A 19,913-nucleotide genomic window follows, 5' to 3' on the forward strand; every position below is an offset into this window, starting at 1 on the left:
CATAGGTCCGGTGAGTCCTCAATCGCCGCATGTGCCCCCGCGCGTTCTCGAGCAGTCGACCAAACTGCAGAACGTGGTCTACGAGATCCGTGGGCCGGTACACGCACAGGCAGCACGGCTGGAGGCCGAGGGCCACCGCATTCTCAAGCTCAACATCGGCAACCCGGCCCCCTTCGGGTTCGAGGCGCCCGATGTGATCATGCGCGACATCATCGCCGCGCTGCCGTATGCCCAGGGGTACTCCGAGTCCAAGGGCATCCTGTCGGCGCGGCGCGCGATCGTGACCCGCTACGAGCTGGTGCCCGGCTTCCCCGAGCTCGATGTGGACGACGTCTACCTCGGCAACGGGGTGTCCGAGCTGATCACCGTCACCATGCAGGCCCTGCTCGACAACGGCGACGAGGTGCTGATCCCGGCGCCCGACTACCCGCTGTGGACGGCCATGACCAGCCTGGCCGGCGGTACTCCGGTGCACTACCTGTGTGATGAGGAGAACGGCTGGCAGCCCGATATCGCCGATATCGAATCGAAGATTACCGACAAGACCAAGGCCCTGTTGGTGATCAACCCGAACAATCCGACGGGTGCGGTGTACTCGACGGAGGTGTTGCAGCAGATCGTCGACCTGGCGCGCAAGCATCGGTTGCTGCTGCTGGCCGACGAGATCTACGACAAGATCCTCTACGACGACGCCAAGCACATCTCGCTGGCCTCGCTCGCTCCCGACCTGCTGTGCCTGACCTTCAACGGCCTGTCGAAGGCGTATCGGGTGGCCGGTTACCGCTCGGGTTGGCTGGCGATCACCGGGCCCAAGGAGCACGCGGCCGGTTTCCTCGAGGGCATCGATCTGCTCGCGTCCTCGCGACTGTGCCCGAACGTGCCCGCTCAGCACGCCATCCAGGTGGCGCTCGGCGGACACCAGAGCATCGAGGATCTGATCCTGCCCGGCGGGCGGCTGCTCGAGCAGCGCGATGTGGCGTGGGAGCGGCTCAACATGATCCCGGGTGTGTCGTGCGTGAAGCCGCGTGGCGCGCTGTACGCGTTCCCTCGGTTGGATCCGAATGTGCACGAGATCCACGACGACGGAAAGCTCGTGCTGGATCTGCTGTTGCAGGAGAAGATCCTGATGGTGCAGGGGACCGGGTTCAACTGGCCTGCGAACGACCATCTGCGGATCGTGACGTTGCCGTGGGCGCGAGATCTGGCCGTGGCGATCGAGCGATTCGGCAACTTCCTGTCCAGCTACCGTCAGTAGCGATACAGTCGGCGCTCACTTGTAAGGGCTTTGACCAGTGAGTTTTCTGGGCTCGGGCCAGGATGGCCATCCTGGTATCGCAGGGAAAACCGACTGTGAGTTCGGAATGTTGGATGTTATGAAGATCTACTAGTGCAAAAGTCCATCTTTTGTGTACAGTAGACCTCGGCGCTTCGGCGCCCTGGCCCGGTTGTCTACCCCCCCTGGACAACCGAGAGCCTTAAGGTATGCGCGCCTACCCCCCTGGGCGCCTGCCTCCGGCGGCGGAGACACCCCCCTGCTCTCCGCCGCCGCACAAACCCGCCTCCCCGGGCCTAGGCCAGACCTAGCCCGGGGAGGTTTTTGTATGCGGCCGGGGGTCTGATCTTCGGCCGAGTTGGCCCGTCCCCGGTGAGTTACCCATGTTCTTGCGAGATCTGGTGTTGCGAGGGTGTTATTGAAAACCGCAGCCTTTAAGCTCTGGGCGTGAGCGAGCATCATCACCATCACGACCATTCCGGGCCGATAGCCATCAGTGACACCGCGGCGAAGGTGGTTGTCGGGCTGCTGGCGATCATCGGGGTGGTGGTATTGGTCGCGACGGTGTTCCTGTGGCCGAGCGCGCAGCACGTCGAGATTCCGTTGCCGATGCAGACCATGTCCGGCGGGGCGGTACAGACCGAGGCCGGAACCGTCGTCATGCAGGACATCGGGGCCTGCGGGAGCCCGTCGATCGGGAAGGTGTTCGAGGACAAGCCGGAACCGCCGCGGGTCGCCTCCTATACGTGTCAGCGCAGCATCATCGACATCAGGACGGGGCCCGACGAGGGCAAGAAGACGCTGTTCGAGATCGCGCCGGGGCCCGGCCAGCCCGATCTGCGGGCGGGCGACAACATTCGGGTGGTGCGGGCCGCGGATCCGGCCGGAGTCACCATGTACGCGTTCGAGGACTACGCGCGCGGACTGCCGTTGACCTTGATCGTGCTCGCGTTCGTCGTGGTGATCTGTGTGGTCGCGCGGTGGCGGGGATTCCGGGCGCTGGTCGGGTTGTGTTTCGCCTTCGCTGTGGTGGTGATGTTCCTGTTGCCGGCGCTGCTCGACGGGAAGTCGGCGATTCCGGTGGCGCTGGTGTCGGGGGCGCTGATTCTCTACGTGGTGCTCTATCTCGCGCACGGGGTGAATCTGCGGACCAGTTCGGCGTTGCTCGGAACGCTCGCGTCGATGGTGCTGGCGGCGGTGCTGTCGTGGGTGGCGATCGAGGTCACCCATCTCACGGGGCTGTCCGAGGAACAGAACACCAACGTGGCCACCTACATTCAGCACGTGAGCATCACCGGGCTGCTGCTGGCGGGGTTCATCATCGGATCGCTCGGTGTGCTCAACGACGTGACCATCACGCAGGCTTCGGCGGCCTTCGAACTCGCCGCGCTCGACGAAGGCGCGACGCGGCGGGAGATCTTCACCGCGGCCATGCGGGTGGGGCGCGATCACATCGCCAGCACGGTCTACACGCTCGTGCTCGCCTATGCCGGTGGGGCGTTGCCGCTGCTGCTGCTGTTCAGCGTGGCGGGGCGATCGATCACCGATGTGCTGACCGGAGACGCGGTGGCCATCGAGATCACGCGCTCGGCGGTGGGCGGTATCGCGCTGGCGTTGTCGGTGCCGTTGACGACGATGATCGCGGTGATGCTGGCACGGCCGTTCGGCGCGAAGACGGCCGCGGTGGCGCCCGCGCGGGCCAGGCACGCTCGGAACTGATCCTGTTCGGATGCCGGACGGGCTCGCGGAATTCGATTCGGCAGCCGGGCGGTGTCCAGCAGAAGGGGTTACTGACCGGCAGGTGGGAAGCCAGGTAGGGCCACCGGGGGCAGAGTGGGCAGTACCACCGGGGGCAGGCCTGGGACCACGGTGAAGGTGTTGGGGCCCTGGGTTGGTGGGGCGTCGGTGGTTTGCTCGACCTGGCGCGGATTGCTCGGTGGCGCCGCGGCGGTTTCGTGTTGGGCCTCGGTGGTCGCGGCCGGGGCCGCCGACGGACTGACCGCGCTGGGGCGCGGGGGAGTGGTCGCGGGGACGGCCTGCGAACCATCGCTCGACGAACCGCGCTCGAGCACTTCGGGACCGTAGCCGAGGCCGAGGCCGATCGCGGCGACGACCACCAGCGAACTCACCGTCAGCACCGCCACATTCAGTTCGCGACGGGAATGAGCCCGGTTGGTGAGTGCGCTGAGCGGGCGGCGGCCGCGGGTGGGCGCGGTGAGCCAGGCGGGGGTCGTGTCGTCGTGTTCGTCCATCGGAACCGGCGCCGGAGCGACGGGCGCCTGCTGGACCTGGGCGGGGCGGGCGAGCAGCGCGGCGCCGCGGGCGAGCGCGGTCTCCGGCTCGGCCGGCACGATCACCGGCACGCCGATCGTGCGCTCGAGCACGCGCGCGATCAACGGAATCCGGGCGCCACCACCGAGAACCATCACCGCCTGCACCGGATGCTGCGCGCGGATGATGACATCGCGGGTCATCCGGGCCGACGACTCGATCGCCAGCATCATCAGCGCTTCGAAGTTCTCCTGCGTGAGCAGAACCAGGCCCTGCTCGCTGGGCAACGCCACCGCATTGCTGTTGGACAGCTGCTCCTTGGCGGCCCGGCACAGCGCGTCGAGGGCGGCGAGGCCCGCGGGGTCGGCCGGATGCGCGATCCGGCCCGAGGCGATCTGCTGCTCCCTGATCAGCGAATCCAGGTAGTCGCCGCTGATGTCGCTGATCCGCTCGCACTGGTACACATCGCTGGTGCGGGCGTTGATCACGCTCACCGTGAGACCGGAACTGCCGAGGTCGTAGACGGCCAGGGTGGACACTTCGCGCATATCGCTGGTGGCGTGGGCGAAGTTCACGGCGGCAACGGCTTCGGGCACGAGCTGATAGTTGGTGAGCTGGCGCCGTGCCATCGCGGCGCGCACCGCCCTGGCCTGCGGCTCGCTGCGGAAGGTGATGGTGGTGGCGGCGATCTCCGGCGATGCGGCCAGCGTGGCGGCGATCGCGTCGGCGGCGGTCTCCTCGGCCTGCTGTTCGGGCATCGGGATCGATTGCAGGTCGAACGAATACGGCGGGACGGAACCGTGTGGGCCACCGTGCTGCGGACGTGCGAGGCGCACCGTCCCGGCCCCCACCGAAATTCCCAGAACCGAACTCATCCGCTGCCCATCTCGTCCGTGCTGCACGACATGCGAGGACTGCGATAACGCGGACCGAAATCCGCTCCAGCCCCCGCTTGGCTCGTTACTCTACGGGGTGCCGAGTCCGGCGTATACCCACCCGGCCGCACGCCAGGTTGCGCTGTCCAAGCAGTTGCGACCGTCGATAATCGAACGGGACCGTACCACCGGGTCGAGGTCGGCCGGGGTCAATGCGGTGAATTCGTTCCACTCGGTAAGGACCAGCACCACATCGGCGCGATCACAGGCCTCCGAGACCGAGGTGGCATAGTTCAACGTGGGGAACACGCGGCGTGAATTCTCCACGGCCTTGGGGTCGTACACGGTGACCACGGCGCCGTGCAGCTGGATCATCCCGGCCACATTCAGGGCCGGTGAATCGCGCACATCGTCGGATTCGGGCTTGAAGGCCGCGCCGAGGACCGCCACGTTCGCACCCAGCAGGGAACCGCCGCAGGCGCGGGCGGCCATGTCGACGACCTTCGTGCGGCGGCGCATATTGATGTTGTCGACCTCGCGCAGGAACGCCACGGCGTGATCGGCGCCGAGTTCGCCCGAGCGTGCCATGAAGGCGCGGATGTCCTTGGGTAAGCAGCCGCCGCCGAAACCGAGTCCGGCATTGAGGAATCGGCGGCCGATGCGGGCGTCGTAGCCGAGGGCGTCGGCCAGCATGGTGACGTCGGCGCCGGTGGCCTCACAGACCTCCGAGACGGCGTTGATGAACGAGATCTTCGTCGCCAGAAAGGCATTCGCCGAGACCTTCACCAGTTCCGCGGTGGCCAGGTCGGTGAGCAGGAAGGGGATCTCGGCGGCGATGAGGTCGGCGTAGATCTCGCGGATGTGTTCCTCTACCCACGCCGAACGTTCGCGGGCATGGTCGAGACCGAGGACGAGGCGATCGGGGCGCAGGGTGTCCTGAACCGCGAAACCCTCGCGCAAGAACTCGGGGTTCCAAGCGACCTCGACGTCGACCTTCGCTTGCTCGCGGGCCCGAACGCCGAGGGCAGCGGCAGTTCCCACCGGCACCGTGGACTTGCCGACGATCATCGCCGGGCGTTCCAGCATCGGGGCGAGCGTATCCACCACCGCGTGCACGTATTTCAGGTCGGCGCCGTACTCGCCCTTCTTCTGTGGCGTTCCGACACCGAGAAAGTGCACGTCGGCGTGGGCCGCGGCATCTTCGTAGTCCGTGGTGAACCGCAGGCGGCCGGTAGCGAGGTTGCGTTGCAGCACTTCCTCGAGCCCCGGTTCGTAGAACGGCACCACACCATCGGCCAACTTGGCCACCTTGCCGGGATCGACGTCCACCCCGACCACGTCGTGTCCCAACTCGGCCATACACGCTGCATGCGTGGCTCCGAGGTACCCCGTTCCGAAGACTGTGCATCGCATAGTTCTGTTGGTAAGCGGCGCGCGTGGCTACGCCGCGTCAGCGAGGCAAGAGGGGGCGCAACATCTGGTGTACAGGGGGAAACGCCAGCGAGGGTGATCCGCGTGCGGGGCTCTCACCTGCGTAAACGAGAAAGTCGGTGGGTGCACGGTTCGGATCGTGGGCCTGCACTCGCAGCGAGCCGCTCGGGTGTGTGGGGGTTGGCATAATCGGGCGGGATCGCACGAATACCCCATCGGGGATGGAGCATTGACTATGCGTCGGGTCCTGTTCGCCACGGGTGGATTGCTGGTCGTGGTGTTGATCGCGGTGGTCGCGCTGTGGCCGGTGTATGTGCGGCCGCGCACGGACGATCCGCAGGTCGCCGATGCGATTGTGATCCTCGGTGGGGCGCACGACGGCCGCGAACAACTCGGGCTGCGGTTGGCCGCGCAGGGGTACGCGCCACGCGTGCTGGTCTCCAACCCCTATGACCACAGTCCGATGGTGAATCGAATCTGCCACGGGGGCTACAGCTTCGAGGTGATCTGCTTCGACCCGAGTCCGCGCACGACCCTCGGTGAAGGCCGTGAACTGGCTCGCCTGGGTACACACTGGCAGCGAGTCATCGTGGTCACTTTCACCCCACATGTCTCCCGCGCCCGCTACATCCTCGGAAAGTGTTGGTCGGGCGAACTGCTTTTCGTCGATCCCCGGCCCCACCTCTCGCCTGCTCGCTGGGCTCGCGACTACACCTACCAATCCGCAGGGTTCGTGAAGGCCTGGTTCGCCCACTGCTGATCCGCCTGAGGTAGAACGAAGAGAGCACCCCGGATTCCGAGGAATCCGGGGTGCTCACTTTCGCGGACAGTGGTCAGTTCTTGCGACCAGGAGCCTTTGCGCCGGACTTGAAGCCGAGGCCGCCGGGCTTGGCGGTCGGCGTGGCCGCCGGGGTGCCGTTGCCGTTGGTGGGTTCGGGCTGGGCGGCCGTCTCCGCAGACTCGGTTTCGGGTTCTGCCGGTGCCACGGGTTCCGCCGTGACCGCGGGTTCAGCCGGGGTCACGGTGGGTGCCGTGGAGGGGGTGGATCCGGGAGCCTTGGAGGTGGGGCGCTTGAGGCCGGACTTCATGGCCAGGCCCTTGGCGGGAAGCGACGGCTTGGATTCGGTGGGGGCCGAACCCTCCGGGGTCGCGGGGGCTTCGGCGGTGGTCGCCTCCGCTGCCGGTGCTTCGGGCGCTGCCGCTGCCGGGGCTGCCGACGTCGGCGCGGTGCCGGGTGCCTTTGCGCCCGGAGCCTTGGCCTTGCCCTTCATGCCGAGCCCCTTGACCGGCGGTGCGGGAGTGGCTGCGGCGGCAGGGGTTTCCGTTGCAGCGCCTTCCGGGGCCGCTTCAGCCGCAGGGGCTTTGGTGCCGGGGGCTTTGGCGCCGCCCTTCATGCCGAGGCCACCACCGGGAGCCTTCGCTCCGCCCTTCATGCCCAAGCCTTTGACCGGGACAGCGGGAGCCGCGGTCTCGGCCGCCGGGGCCACTTCAGCCGCAGGGGCCGCTTCAGCCGCAGGGGCTTTGGTGCCGGGGGCTTTGGCGCTGCCCTTCATGCCGAGGCCACCACCGGGAGCCTTCGCTCCGCCCTTCATGCCCAGACCCTTGGCAGGAGCCGCTTCAGCCGCAGGTGCCGCATCAGCTGCGAGGGCCTTCGCGCCCGGTGCCTTCGCGGCGCCCTTCATGCCGAGCCCACCGGGTGCCTTCGCGGCGCCCTTCATGCCGAGGCCACCACCAGCAGGGGCCGTCCTCGTGGCGGTGTCGGTCACGTCCTCGACCACCGGGCTGGGTTCGGGTTCGGGTTCGGTCACCGGTGCGGTCTTGGGTTCCTGGACCACGACCAGATTGGCCGACAGTTCATTGGCGTCGATACGTGTGATCGAGTCCAACATCAGCTGTGAGACATCGACGACCTCGACACCCTCGCCCTGGCCCTGTTCCTGACGGGCGGTCACACCGTCGTTGAGCATGACACGGCAGAACGGGCAACCGGTCGCGATCTTGGTCGGGTTGGTCGCGAGAGCCTCGTCGACACGGTCGACGTTGATGCGCTTGCCGAGCTGCTCTTCCATCCACATCCGGGCGCCACCGGCACCACAGCACATCGAACGCTCACCGTGACGGGGCATCTCGACCAGAGTCGAGCCCGAGGCTTCCATCAACTCACGAGGGGCGTTGTAGATCTTGTTGTGCCGACCCAGGTAGCAGGGGTCGTGGTAGGTGATGTTCTGCGAGACCGTCGCGACCGGCACCAACTGCTTCTGCCGGACGAGTCGGTTCAGTAGCTGGGTATGGTGTACGACCTCGTAGGTGCCCCCGACCTGGGGGTACTCGTTGTTCAGGGTGTTGAAGCAATGCGCGCAGGTCACGACGATCTTCTTCTTCGACTGTTCGACACCTTCGAAGACCGAGTTGATGACCTCGATGTTCTGCAATGCAAGCTGTTGGAAGAGGAATTCGTTGCCCGCGCGGCGCGCGGAGTCACCGGTGCAGGTTTCCTCGGCGCCGAGGACCATGAACTTGGTGCCCGCGGTGGCGAGGAGCTCGGCGACGGCTTTGGTGGTTTTCTTCGCGCGGTCTTCGTAGGCACCGGCGCACCCGACCCAGAACAGGTACTCGTAGCCGTCGAAGCTGTCGGCGTCTTTCCCGAAGACCGGGATGTCGAAGTCGACTTCGTTGATCCAGTTGAGGCGGTCCTTGGAGTTCTGGCCCCAGGGGTTGCCCTTGTTCTCCAGGTTTTTGAACAGTCCGGCGAGCTCGGAGGGGAACTCCGACTCGATGAGGACTTGGTAGCGGCGCATGTCGATGATGTGGTCGACGTGTTCGATATCGACCGGGCACTGCTCGACGCAGGCACCGCAGGTGGTGCAGGACCACAGCACTTCGGGGTCGATGATGCCGCGGAGATCCTCGCCGCCGACCAACGGGCGTTCGGCCTCGGCGCGGGCGGCGTCGGAGATCTTGGCCAGCGCTGCCTCGTCAGGCTTGCCGTCGGCGTCTACCAGTCCGATCTCATCGCCACCGGCGTCCTTGCGGCCACCGGCCAGCAGGTACGGCGCGACGGCGTGACCGTGGTCGCGCAGCGACATGATCAGCAGCTTCGGCGAGAGCGGCTTACCGGTGTTCCAAGCGGGGCACTGCGACTGGCAGCGACCACACTCGGTGCAGGTGGTGAAGTCCAGCCAGCCCTTCCAGGAGAAGTCCTCCATGCGGCCGACGCCCAGCGTGTCGACCTCGGGGTCGACGTTCTCCATGTCGAGAATCTTGCCGTTGGACATCATCGGCTTGGCCGCGCCGAGGGCGACGCTGCCGTCGGCATTGCGCTTGAAGTAGATGTTGAAGAAGGCCGAGAAGCGGTGCCAGGCCACGCCCCAGTTGACGTTGAGGCTTACCACCACGACCCACACCAGAGCCGCCATCAACTTGAAGAAGGCGAACACGGACACGAGGGTGGCACTCGCGGGCAGCAGCTCGGCGACGTGCATGCTGACGAAGTCACTGCTGGCATGGGACTCGCCTGTATAGGCCAGAACCAGAGCCTTCGCGCCCAACATGCTGATGCCCTCGACGAGCACGATCAGCTCGACGAAGTAGGCCGCCGTGAAGTTGGAGCCGGAGAATCTCGAGAGCCGCTCCGGAACGCGCGGATGGTTCAGCTGGCGGATGGTGATCAACACCAGGGCGCCGATGATGGTTCCCAGAGCCAGCAGCTCGTCTGCGAGGTGGTAGACGAAGGTGTTGCCGATCAACGGCCAGGTGAAGGTCGGGCTGAAGATCTGGCCCTGGGCCTGGAAGACGGTGACGAAGCCGATCATGAAGCCGACCATCACGAGCCAGTGGGCCCAACCGACGGTCCGGAACTTCACCATCCGGGTATGCGCGGCGACCTCTTTGACCATGTTCGCGAATCGCGGCACCAGCGGCAGGAACCGGTCAGGGGCAGGCTGCCCCAGCATGATGCTCCGCACCATCCTCCGCACCGCTAGACCGAACCCAATCCACGCGGGGACACCGACCAGAATGGAGATGATGCCCAACGTTGTTGATATGGGGCTCATGCGTTGGCCTTTCGTTCACGAAGCGACGCGGTGCCGCTCGTCCCAGGTCGCATCATAACCCCTTATAAGTTACCGACGAGTACGGGTAGGGTTTTTATGTTACTCGCGAGTAGGCAGACCCGCAGACCCGCCTGCGACCGTGTTGGCGGGCCGACCGCAAATGGCCGCGGGCGGCCGTCGTCATCACCTCCCGAGGGTGCGGGTTCTGGCACGCTGGGCGTATTCGGCGGGATCGATGCCGCGCAGTCTGCAGATCTCGGCGAGGCGGCCCGTCAGCAGCACATCGGTGTGTGTCAGGTCGGTCACGGTCTCGGCGCCGAGCAGTGCCATGAGTTGCCGAATCCGGGTAATCCACGTGTCTATCGCCGCGATCAGCGCGTCGACGCCCTCGGTCTGGAGGATCGACAGGAAGTATCCGGATACTCCGACCGCTCTGGCCCCGAGCGCGAGGCTGCGGACGACATCCAGCGGATTTCGCACCCCGCCCGAGGCCAGCAGTGTCACCCCGTGTCGTCTGGCGGCCTCGCTCGCGTCGACGAGGCAGGCCGGAGTCGGCAAACCCCAGTCGGCGAGCAGGTCGAAGTCGGCTCGTTGCCGCCTGGCGTTCTCGATCAGCGCGAAGTTCGTTCCGCCTGCCCCGGAAACATCGACATGCCGTACACCGAGGTCGGCAAGCTGCGCCACAGTGTCGGCGCTGATCCCGAATCCGACCTCCTTGACGATCACCGGGACATCGAGCGCCTTTGTGATGCGAGCGATATTGAGTGGCCAGGCCGAAAAGTCTCGATCGCCCTCGGGCATCACCGTCTCCTGGACCGCGTTGACGTGTACCTGTAGCGCATCTGCGCCCAGCAACGCGACCGCCCGCGCCGCCAGCTGCGGCGTGGTGTTGGCGTTGACATTGGCGATGACGTAGCCGTCCGGATTCTCTCGCCGCAATACGCGATATGTCTCGGCTACCGAGTCGTCCGCGAGGTACGCGCTCATCGAACCGGACGCGATAGCCAAGCCGGTCTCCCTGGCAGCGATCGCCAGGTCTCGGTTCACCTCGCCGGTGCGGGCGCTGCCGCCGGTCATCGCGTTGATGTACAACGGTACCGGCCAGGTCGTGCCGCCCACGTCCGTGGTAAGCGAGAGGGCGTGCTCTGCGGTGCCCCGCAAGGCGTGGTGGACGAACTCGACCTCATCGAACTGGCACAAGGGTCGCGTGTCCATGAATTCGCGTTGTTGTGTGACAGCCAGGCGGACATGATCATCCTTGCGGGTGGCGTAGCTCATCTGATTTCCCTTCTTCGGGGAGCGTGCAAGTCGGGCGAATTCGCGACACCTCGCGAGTGGTCGTTTGACCAATTCGCGGTATCGGCGACATTCGAATTATCGAGGGGCCGCGAAATTTCGGGTCCTGGCGCGATTTTCTGGGATATGAGGGGTAATTATGCACCGGTATCGCCCGGTGCGGAATCGGCCGATAGTCCCATTTCGTATCAGCCGCTGAGCGGTGCTTCCGGTCGGCCGGCCGCCGGGCGCGACCATCTCCGCGCGGCTTGCTTCCCAGAAAACATACCTTAAGGTCTGTTTCGTCCGAATTATGGTGTCCAACTGTGACTTTGCTCAGTTGAACAGGCGGGCCTCGGTGATCGCTGAGTGTGGCTGGACCTTGTCTCCCCGCGCATCGGACCTGCGGATACCCCCCCTGACCTGCCGGTCGGGGTCGTCGCCACCGCCGGATCGAACGCTTGCTCGAAGAGGCGGCCTGCGATAGTTTTTTTACGCGGAACTTGATCTTGGGATACTTAGCTTGAAGGACCGGGGGGGACTGAGGACGTGGAATATTCGTTGAAGACGGCGCGTGTTAAAAAGTCTGTGGAAATCGAATCGCTGGTAGTTTTCGGCTCCCCCAGATCCGAGGGGGAGGATCAATCGCATATCGAACGGCTGATCGAGGCCGAATGGCCGTTGCCGCCGATTCTCGTTCATCGACAGACCAACCGTGTAATCGATGGATTCCATCGCACAATTGCTGCCCGGCGGAAAGGTCTCACCCATATAGACGCATATCTGGTCGATGGCTCCGATGAACTCGCATTCATTCTGGGGGTCCAGGAGAATGTGACACATGGCCTCCCGTTGTCCTTGGCGGATCGTCGCGCCGCCGCCGAAAGGATCGTCAGAACGCATCCGCACTGGTCGAACCGTTCGATTGCGGCAGCCGCCGGTCTGTCCGCGAAGACGGTGGCATCGATTCGAGGCGGAACCGGCGACAGTTCGCAGGGGAGTCACCGCTTGGGTAGCGATGGCCGCCTCCGTCCGGTCGATACCAACTCCGCCCGGCGAACAGCCGCCGAACTCATCATGGCCCGCCCTGATGCGTCGCTCCGGAGTATCGCCAAGGTAGTCGGGCTGTCCCCGTCGACCGTCCGCGATGTGCGAGCCAGACTGGAGAGCGGCGCGGACCCGCTCGTTCATCCAGAAGAAAACAAGACATCCTGTACCAAGCCGGCGTCGGAGAGCGCCGGACCAGCAGCGACCGACCGGCTCGGTCTGTCCTCGCAACCCAAGAAGCAGGTCGATATCGAGGCTCTGCTAGGTGTGCTCTCCCGTGACCCGGCGTTGCGTATGAGTGTTGGCGGCCGCGAACTACTTCGTTGGCTGCATCAGCATGCGGTGATCGGCAGTGACGTCGCGAAGATAGCAGCGGCCGTCCGCCCACATTCCTATTACCACGTGATCGAATTCGCTAATCAATGTTCGGCCAACTGGGCGACCATTGCCCAAGCCTTGCAAGCCGCTTCCGTCGAGGCGCCCAGCAGCTCGCCGGATGCCCGCTCTGCTTGAGCTCCGACAGTTCCTTTCTCGAACATTGACCTATGGTCTCGTGACGCCCCCATTCAATACCCGAAGGGTTTGGTATGTCCAAAATTGCTGTTATAACCAGCGGCTTGCAATACGACATCGTCGGAAAGAATCCTGAGCGTCAAGCGGCAATCGCCGCTGCGGCCCCGCATGTTTCGAATTTCTTGTCCGAAATGCGCAAACGCGATTATCCCGTGTTCCATCTGCAGCTCATCAACCAACCGGACGATCCGCTGGCCGAGCGGTACGACGGCAGGGTCCCAGCCCTGCGCGGGACACCGGGCGCCGAGGTCGTCCGGGAGTTTCTCGGCTCGAATGACGTGATCCAAGAGCGCAGCAAGGACAGCGGCTTCTACGAGACCGATCTGCACGATCGGCTTCAGGCGTCGGGCGTCGAGACCCTTGTGCTGATCGGGCTGCAAACGCAGATCTGTATTCAAACGACAGCTGCCGACGCGTTCTTCCGTGGATACGTTGTCGCCGTGCCGAGCGATTGCGTGTTCTCTGCTGTGGAAGCCGATCGACTGCGGGCACTCGAATGGCTGGAGAGCTATTGCGCCACGGTCGCCGATTCCACAGAAATCCTTCGAGTGATCGATGAGAGTGGCAGTCTCCCGCGTAAGGAGACCAAGACGCCATGACTCTGGCAACGCAGAATATCCAGCTCGACCACGGCACCGGGGCGGCACTGTCCAACGAACTCGTAGGTTTCATCGCGCAGACATTGGGTGATGTCTATGTGGGCGAGATGGAAGACAGCGCGGTCCTTCCGGTCGAGGGTAGCCGTATCGCGATGACCACAGACAGCTTCGTGGTCGACCCGCCGTTTTTCGGCAACGGGGACATCGGAAAGATCGCGGTCTGCGGGACCGTCAACGACTTGGCGGTCTCCGGTGCCGCTCCCCGGTACCTCACCCTCGGGATGATTCTCGAGGCCGGCCTTCCGTTCGATCACCTGTCTCGTGTACTGACTTCCATTCGGGAGACCGCGCGAGAAGCAGGGGTGCAGATCGTGTGCGGAGATACGAAGGTCGTGCGTGCCGGCGAAGCGGATCAGTTGTACCTCAACACAAGTGGTGTCGGCTTCTTCTTCCGGGAGCCACTGCGGATGGATTCGGTCCGCCCCGGAGATTCGGTCATCCTGTCCGGGCCTATCGGCAATCACACCGTCCATCTGCTGTCGATTCGGGAAGGTCTCGGTTTCGAAGCCCGCGTTCTCAGCGACTGCGCACCGCTCAACGTCATGATCGACCGCGTGTTCGAGGCTGTGCCGGACGGGGCGATTCGCTCGATGCGTGATGTCACGCGCGGCGGTCTGGCGGCGGTATTGCACGAGTACGCGGGCCGAGTCGGCACCGCCATCACCATCGATGAGCAGACGCTGCCGATCCAGCCCGAAACCGCGATGGCGGCCGACATGCTGGGGATCAACCCGCTGCACTGTGCCAACGAAGGCTGCGTTGCGATCTTCGCCGATCCGGTCGCGGCCGACGACATCCTCGCCGCGCTTCATCAGCACGAGTACGGGAGGCATGCCGTTGTGATCGGCGAAGTAACCGGTCGCGATGGCGCGGCGGTGGTGCTCCGGGATTCCGGCGGGCGCGAATCTACCCTGCAACCTCTCCGGGGCGCAGAGCTGCCCCGGCTGTGCTGACCGCCGCCGTGAACAGACAGGCAACCTGGCAAGTCAGGGTTACCGGCGTCGTTCAGGGTGTTGGGTATCGCCCGTTCGTCTACAAATTGGCACTCGAACGGCAATTGGTCGGCTGGGTCCGCAATGATCCCGAAGGCGTGCTCATCGAAGCGAGTGGCGGCGAACACACGCTGGAACTGTTCAGCGCGGAGCTGTCCACCCGGGCTCCCGAGCTGGCCAGGGTCGATCGTGTAGTAGCCCTCAGCAGATCGGTCGGAAGATCGGCGGCCACCGGTTTCGATATCGTGCACAGTGAGCACACCGGGGAAAAGACGGCCCTGGTACCCGCTGACACTCACGTGTGCGCCGACTGTCTGGCCGAATTGCGCGACCCAACCGACCGGCGATACCGCTACCCGTTCATCAACTGCACGAACTGCGGGCCCCGATACTCGATCATTCGCGCACTACCGTACGACCGGTCGCAAACCACCATGCGCTCCTTCGATATGTGCGCGAAATGCGACGAGGAGTACCGAAATCCGATGAGCCGGCGGTTCCACGCGCAGCCCAATGCCTGTGCGGACTGTGGACCACGACTGTTTCTCGCCGACCGGGACGGAACGACGCGCACAGACCAAGAGGCATTGCGGCAATGCGTCCAGGAGCTGACGGCAGGGCGTGTCGTGGCGGTTAAGAGTGTCGGGGGTTTCCATCTTGCCGTGGACGCGATGAACGCGGAGTCGGTGGCCTTGCTTCGCGAGCGGAAACGTCGGGATTCGAAGCCGTTCGCCGTCATGGTTCGAGACCTCGCGACCGCCCATCGGGTCGTGGAACTGTCCGCGGCGGAGGAGGCCGTGCTGCGCTCGCCTGCCCGCCCGATCTTGCTGGCTCGCAAGCGCCCCGGCGCGGTTCCGGAAGGCGTTGCACCCAGAAATCCGAACCTGGGTGTGATGCTGCCGTCGGCTCCGCATCATCACCTGCTTCTCGACGAATCCGGCTCGGACATTCTGGTCATGACTAGCGGGAATGTGTCCGGCTATCCGATCGTTCATCGAAACGAGGACGCGCTACAGCACCTGTTCGAGATCGCGGATGTGATTCTCTATCACAACCGTGAAATCGAGTCCAGGGTAGATGATTCAGTGGTACGGCTGTCCACTCATCCGGAACTGGACGGCGCTCTGCTGACCTTTCTGCGCCGGGCGCGGGGGTACGCACCGTATCCGGTCGAGGTGGGCCGTCAGTTGAGCCCGTTGGTCGCCTATGGCGCCGAGCTCAAGACGACGGTGGCACTGTCCGCCGGCTCCCGGGTCTACCTCAGCCAGCACATCGGCGACCTGAAGAACGACGAAACGTTCGCCGCACATCGCCAGACCGCGGCGCACCTGGCATCGTTGTATGACTTGCGCCCCACGACAGGCGTTTACGACATGCATCCGGACTTCCGCACGAGCCGGGCGCACCAGGATTTCGGCGAACAGGCCGCACCGATATTCGTTCAGCACCATCACGCGCATATGGCTGCGTGCATGGCGGAGAATCAGCTCACCGGGCCGACGATCGGCGTCGTCTTCGACGGTGCGGGTTACGGCACTGACGGCACCGTTTGGGGTGGCGAGTTCTTGGTCGGGGACTTCGAACGGTTCGACCGAGCGACACATCTGCGGCGCCTCGCGCTGATCGGCGGTGATCAGGCCGTGCGCGAGCCGAACCGGACCGGGGTGTCGATCGCGCTGGACACCTTCGTCGACATCGATGCGGCAGTGCGGGCGTTTCCGGAAATCGGCCTACTCGAGCACGACCGCCGACAGGTGTACGCGACGATGCGCGCACGGGGCATCAATTCGCCCGCGGTATCCAGCATGGGCCGTCTGTTCGACGGAGTGGCCGCCCTACTCGGTATCTGTGCCCGCGCTGAGTACGAAGCCCAGGGTCCGATCGAATTGGAAGGCTTGCTGAATCGCGACCTCGATATGGTCGCCGGATACGAGTTCGGCCACACCACTACCGAAGTGGACTTCCGCCCGGTGGTGCGCGCGATCGCCACGGATCTTGCCGCGGGTGTCGCGCTCGACGAGATCAGCCGCCGGTTTCACTCCGGCGTGGTCGCCATGGTTCGCCGTCAGTGCCGGGAGATTTCCCGCGCGACCGGCGTCCAGCAGGTCGTGCTGTCCGGCGGTGTGTTCCTCAATGAATTCCTACTGGTCAACTGCATTGTGCAGCTCGAGCGCGAAGGGCTCGAGGTCTACAGCCACCGTCAGGTTCCGCCGAACGACGGGGGTATCGCCCTCGGTCAATTGATGGTCGCGGACCGGGCACACGGGGAGCGATGATGGGTTCGTCGAATTTCGCAGTTGTCCTGCCGGTCGCGCTGGTGGTGGTGATGTTCGGGTTGGGTTTGACACTGACACCACAGGACTTTCACCGGGTGATTCGTCATCCGAAGGCGGTGGCGATCGCGCTCGGCTGCCAGTTGGTGGTGCTGCCCGCCCTGTGTCTGCTGCTTGTGGTGCTGTTCGGGCTGACCGGAGCACTGGCGGTGGGCATGATGTTGCTGGCCGCTTCGCCTGGGGGTACGTCGGCGAACTTGTTCAGCCACCTCGCGGGTGGGGACGTGGCGCTGAATATCATGCTCACCGCGATCAATTCGGTGCTCGCGGCGTTCACGATGCCGATCGTGATCACGCTGTCGGTCGCCGCATTCATGAACGATGATGCGGCAGTCGGGCTGCAACCGGCCAAGTTGGTACAGGTGATCGCTGTCGTGCTGGTGCCCGTGGCGATCGGTATGTGGATCAATCATGTGTACCCCGCCTTCTCCGGACGAATGGCGAAGCCGGTGAAAATCGCTTCCATGGCGGTGCTGGTGATGGCGGTCACCGTAGCGGTCGGATCCGAATTCGACACGCTGCGTGAGAATCTCGGCCGGCTCGGGTTGATCACCGTGATGTTGTCGGTGCTGAGTTTGTCGATCGGATACTTCGTGCCGCGGTGGTTCGGCGTCGGCATCCGCCAGGCCATCGCCTCCTCCATGGAGATCGGCATTCATAATGCGACCCTTGCCATCGCGGTCGCGGTGTCCGTTCTCGGGAGCGAAGTCATGGCAGTGCCGGCCGCGACCTACGGGATCGTCATGGGTGGTCCAGCCGCGATCTCGGCGTTTCTGCTGGCGCGGAGGGCGAAGCGCACCGGCGACCGGGCGGATTTCCGCTCGCGGAGAACAGAGCTCGACGACCTGGACCCGAGCGGGTCGCCTTCGACTCGATCGAGCTCGGAACCTGCATGAGCACTACGTGGTCCGAACTCGCTCGATGTCATCAGTGCGCTTACGGAAACCGCTTCGCGATCGCCTCGGCGATCTCGTTCGGTGCGTGTTCCTGAATGAACTGTTGCGCGTGTGGCAGCTCGACTACTTCGATATCGGTGAAGACCGAACGCATCCGGGGGATGTGGGCTTTCGGGCGATATACCATGTCTCGCATGCCCCATACCAGCAGCGTGGGCTTGTCCCCGAGGATGGCGGGTACGTCGCGGGACAGCTGATCCAGCAGTGGACGTGCGTCCCGAATCTGTCGGGCGATCACTCCGAGCCCGCGCCGGGATTCCGGGGTCGGCTGCACCATTCGGTAGTGATCGATCTCGGCCGCGGTCAGTGTGCGCCCCAGCTCCGAGAGCAGGATCCGCTCGACGAGGAAGTTCTTCTCCAGCACCCGCCGCTGCATCGGCGAGGTGCGCATCACCCGGCTGAAGATACGGTTCGCCTTTGCTTCGAGCGGCCAGAACATCGTGTTACCCAAGACGATTCCACGTACCCGATCCGCGCGGGTGGTCACCGCGCCCAGGCCGATGGGCCCGCCCCAATCGTGTCCCATCAGTACGAAGTCGTCGAGCCGCAGATGATCGATCAGCTCGCCGAGAATCGAGATATGTTCGGCGACCGTGTAGCCGAACTCCGTCGGGCGTTCGGACAGGCCGAATCCGAGGTAGTCGACGGCGATGCAGCGGTACCGGTGACGCAGCTCCTTGATGATGTGCCGGTAGAGGAAACTCCAGGCCGGAACACCATGACAGAACAGGATGGTCGGTCCGGACCCCTCGTCGATGTAGTGGACCCGGCCGGCCGACGAGTCGAACCAGCGGGACTCGAAGGGGTACAGGTTTATATCGGGAACGAAGTCGATCAGCATGGAAAACCTCTCTGCGAGACAAGACCTCATTTGATATACCCCGCTCACGCAGATTAGCGCGAATCGCACTGTTCGAGATCGGCGGTTGTGTGCAACTGGAGAAAGTCACGGTTGGACGATCTGCCGCCTCGTTCGATTGTCATGTATGGTCGAAATCAGCCGCCGATATCGCGGCGAGGCCACAAACGGGGGATGTAAATATCGGCGTTTGTAAGGTCCGGATCGTGCAATATTGGAACTGCGCATGACGAATGGGCTGTGATCGTGACTGGAACAATTTCGAAACCCACGCTCGATGAATTCCTGAACAAATCGGCAGACAAGAGAATCGATTGGGTGAACTCCTCTGAGGGTTTAGCCACGGGTGTTCTCGAACGTGTCGGACTGTTTCTTTCATTCGCGCGGCCGCGTACCTGTCTTCCGGGAATGCTCGCGTTTTATCTTGCTTGCAAGCTGCTCAGCCTGCCGATCGATCTGAATGTTCTCGTCGGCTTGTTCATCAGCTTTATGTACAGTGCGGTCGCTAATCTGTTCAACGCCTACTCGGACATTGCCGAAGACAATCAGAATATCCCGGCACGGCTGTACCTGCTCGGCATGTACGGGCGAAAGCGGTTGTTGCGAAGCGCGTGGGTCGTGTGTGTCGTGATGCTGGCGGCGGCGGCGGTCGTCGGCCCCGAATTCGTCTTGCTCACCGTGGTATGTATCGCCATCGCCCACCAGTACTCCTTGCCGCCGTTCCGGGTGAAAGCAAGGCCGATGCTGTCGCTGGGCCTCTTCGCCCTGGATATCGCCTTTCCATTCCTGATGGCTCCAGCCGTGACGGAGAACGGTCCCGCGATCGCTGGGAATTGGCCCTTCTTCATCATGGCCAGCTATTTGTTCCTATGGTTCGCGGCCAAGGGTTTGGTGAAGAATCTGCCAGACTTCGAGGGTGATCGTGAAGCCGGATTGTCTACCTCGGCGACAATTTTTGGAACAAGGAATCGGGCCGGAATCGCGGCATCGGTGGCCACGGCTCTGGTCTATCTGGGGCCGTTGTTCCTGGTGTTCGGCGCACAGTTCGACGAGAAATATCTGATCGCCCTCGGGTGGTTTCCGGTCGTCTGCATCCAATGCGCGCGGATGATCCTCAACGCCGACAGCCGGTCGGCGAACAACATGCTTCGTTTCGATATGATCGTGTCGACTGGGTACCTGTCGACATGGATTCTACTGGCGGACACTTCCATATCATCGATGACTGTCGTGGCCGGATCGTTGGTAATCATCTTTCTAATGGATGCGCTGAAACTTGATACACGCAAAAAAGAAGATATCGGGTGACGGGGC

At 64.0% G+C, this 19,913-nt stretch carries 14 protein-coding genes; 9 read left to right on the plus strand and 5 right to left on the minus strand.

Annotated elements, in window-relative coordinates:
- Window position 1 precedes the first annotated feature (1 nt).
- Both NS1_RS23415 and NS1_RS23420 read left to right on the plus strand, forming a co-directional pair.
- Window positions 2–1,255 (plus strand): pyridoxal phosphate-dependent aminotransferase, encoded by a 1,254-nt coding sequence (locus NS1_RS23415; protein ID WP_062987837.1) that lies wholly within the window; start codon window positions 2–4, stop codon window positions 1,253–1,255.
- 465 nt (window positions 1,256–1,720) lie between these two features.
- Window positions 1,721–2,992 (plus strand): YibE/F family protein, encoded by a 1,272-nt coding sequence (locus NS1_RS23420; RefSeq protein WP_062987774.1) that lies wholly within the window; start codon window positions 1,721–1,723, stop codon window positions 2,990–2,992.
- A gap of 68 nt (window positions 2,993–3,060) precedes the next feature.
- Here the strand turns inward: NS1_RS23420 and NS1_RS23425 are convergent, their stop codons facing one another.
- The gene (locus NS1_RS23425; protein WP_063816238.1) at window positions 3,061–4,419 is read right to left on the minus strand and encodes a DUF7159 family protein; all 1,359 of its coding nucleotides are present in this window, start codon (window positions 4,417–4,419) and stop codon (window positions 3,061–3,063) included.
- A gap of 90 nt (window positions 4,420–4,509) precedes the next feature.
- Window positions 4,510–5,832 (minus strand): UDP-glucose dehydrogenase family protein, encoded by a 1,323-nt coding sequence (locus NS1_RS23430; RefSeq protein ID WP_056823524.1) that lies wholly within the window; start codon window positions 5,830–5,832, stop codon window positions 4,510–4,512.
- Window positions 5,833–6,085: 253 nt separating this feature from the next.
- On the opposite strand from NS1_RS23430, the gene NS1_RS23435 reads away from it, so the two are divergent.
- Window positions 6,086–6,610, plus strand: a complete 525-nt coding sequence (locus tag NS1_RS23435) for a YdcF family protein (RefSeq protein WP_062987778.1) — start codon at window positions 6,086–6,088, stop codon at window positions 6,608–6,610.
- Between the two features lie 73 nt (window positions 6,611–6,683).
- Here the strand turns inward: NS1_RS23435 and NS1_RS23440 are convergent, their stop codons facing one another.
- Window positions 6,684–9,905, minus strand: a complete 3,222-nt coding sequence (locus NS1_RS23440) for a (Fe-S)-binding protein (protein ID WP_062987780.1) — start codon at window positions 9,903–9,905, stop codon at window positions 6,684–6,686.
- A gap of 183 nt (window positions 9,906–10,088) precedes the next feature.
- Window positions 10,089–11,183 (minus strand): type 2 isopentenyl-diphosphate Delta-isomerase, encoded by a 1,095-nt coding sequence (fni, locus tag NS1_RS23445; protein ID WP_062987782.1) that lies wholly within the window; start codon window positions 11,181–11,183, stop codon window positions 10,089–10,091.
- 546 nt (window positions 11,184–11,729) lie between these two features.
- Here fni and NS1_RS23450 point away from each other — a divergent pair.
- From NS1_RS23450 to NS1_RS23470, 5 genes are all read left to right on the plus strand, one after another.
- The gene (locus NS1_RS23450) at window positions 11,730–12,740 is read left to right on the plus strand and encodes a ParB/RepB/Spo0J family partition protein (protein ID WP_063816239.1); all 1,011 of its coding nucleotides are present in this window, start codon (window positions 11,730–11,732) and stop codon (window positions 12,738–12,740) included.
- A 74-nt stretch (window positions 12,741–12,814) separates the two neighbouring features.
- Window positions 12,815–13,399, plus strand: coding sequence for a cysteine hydrolase family protein (locus NS1_RS23455; RefSeq protein WP_062987786.1), 585 nt, complete (start codon window positions 12,815–12,817; stop codon window positions 13,397–13,399).
- The gene (hypE, locus tag NS1_RS23460; RefSeq protein WP_062987789.1) at window positions 13,396–14,412 is read left to right on the plus strand and encodes a hydrogenase expression/formation protein HypE; all 1,017 of its coding nucleotides are present in this window, start codon (window positions 13,396–13,398) and stop codon (window positions 14,410–14,412) included. The genes NS1_RS23455 and hypE overlap by 4 nt, the downstream gene beginning before the upstream one ends.
- 8 nt (window positions 14,413–14,420) lie before the next feature.
- Window positions 14,421–16,727, plus strand: a complete 2,307-nt coding sequence (gene hypF, locus NS1_RS23465; RefSeq protein WP_062987840.1) for a carbamoyltransferase HypF — start codon at window positions 14,421–14,423, stop codon at window positions 16,725–16,727.
- Window positions 16,727–17,680 (plus strand): bile acid:sodium symporter family protein, encoded by a 954-nt coding sequence (locus tag NS1_RS23470; protein WP_084503931.1) that lies wholly within the window; start codon window positions 16,727–16,729, stop codon window positions 17,678–17,680. The genes hypF and NS1_RS23470 overlap by 1 nt, the downstream gene beginning before the upstream one ends.
- Before the next feature lie 40 nt (window positions 17,681–17,720).
- Here NS1_RS23470 and NS1_RS23475 read toward each other — a convergent pair whose 3' ends face one another.
- Window positions 17,721–18,581: a haloalkane dehalogenase gene (locus NS1_RS23475; RefSeq protein WP_062987793.1), complete on the minus strand. Its 861-nt coding sequence runs from the start codon at window positions 18,579–18,581 to the stop codon at window positions 17,721–17,723.
- A 264-nt stretch (window positions 18,582–18,845) separates the two neighbouring features.
- On the opposite strand from NS1_RS23475, the gene NS1_RS23480 reads away from it, so the two are divergent.
- Entirely contained in the window at window positions 18,846–19,907 is a 1,062-nt protein-coding gene (locus tag NS1_RS23480; protein ID WP_157125356.1) for a UbiA family prenyltransferase, read from the plus strand.
- Window positions 19,908–19,913 lie beyond the last annotated feature (6 nt).

Origin of the sequence: Nocardia salmonicida NBRC 13393, assembly GCF_001613085.1 — a bacterium.
Lineage (GTDB): Bacteria > Actinomycetota > Actinomycetes > Mycobacteriales > Mycobacteriaceae > Nocardia > Nocardia salmonicida.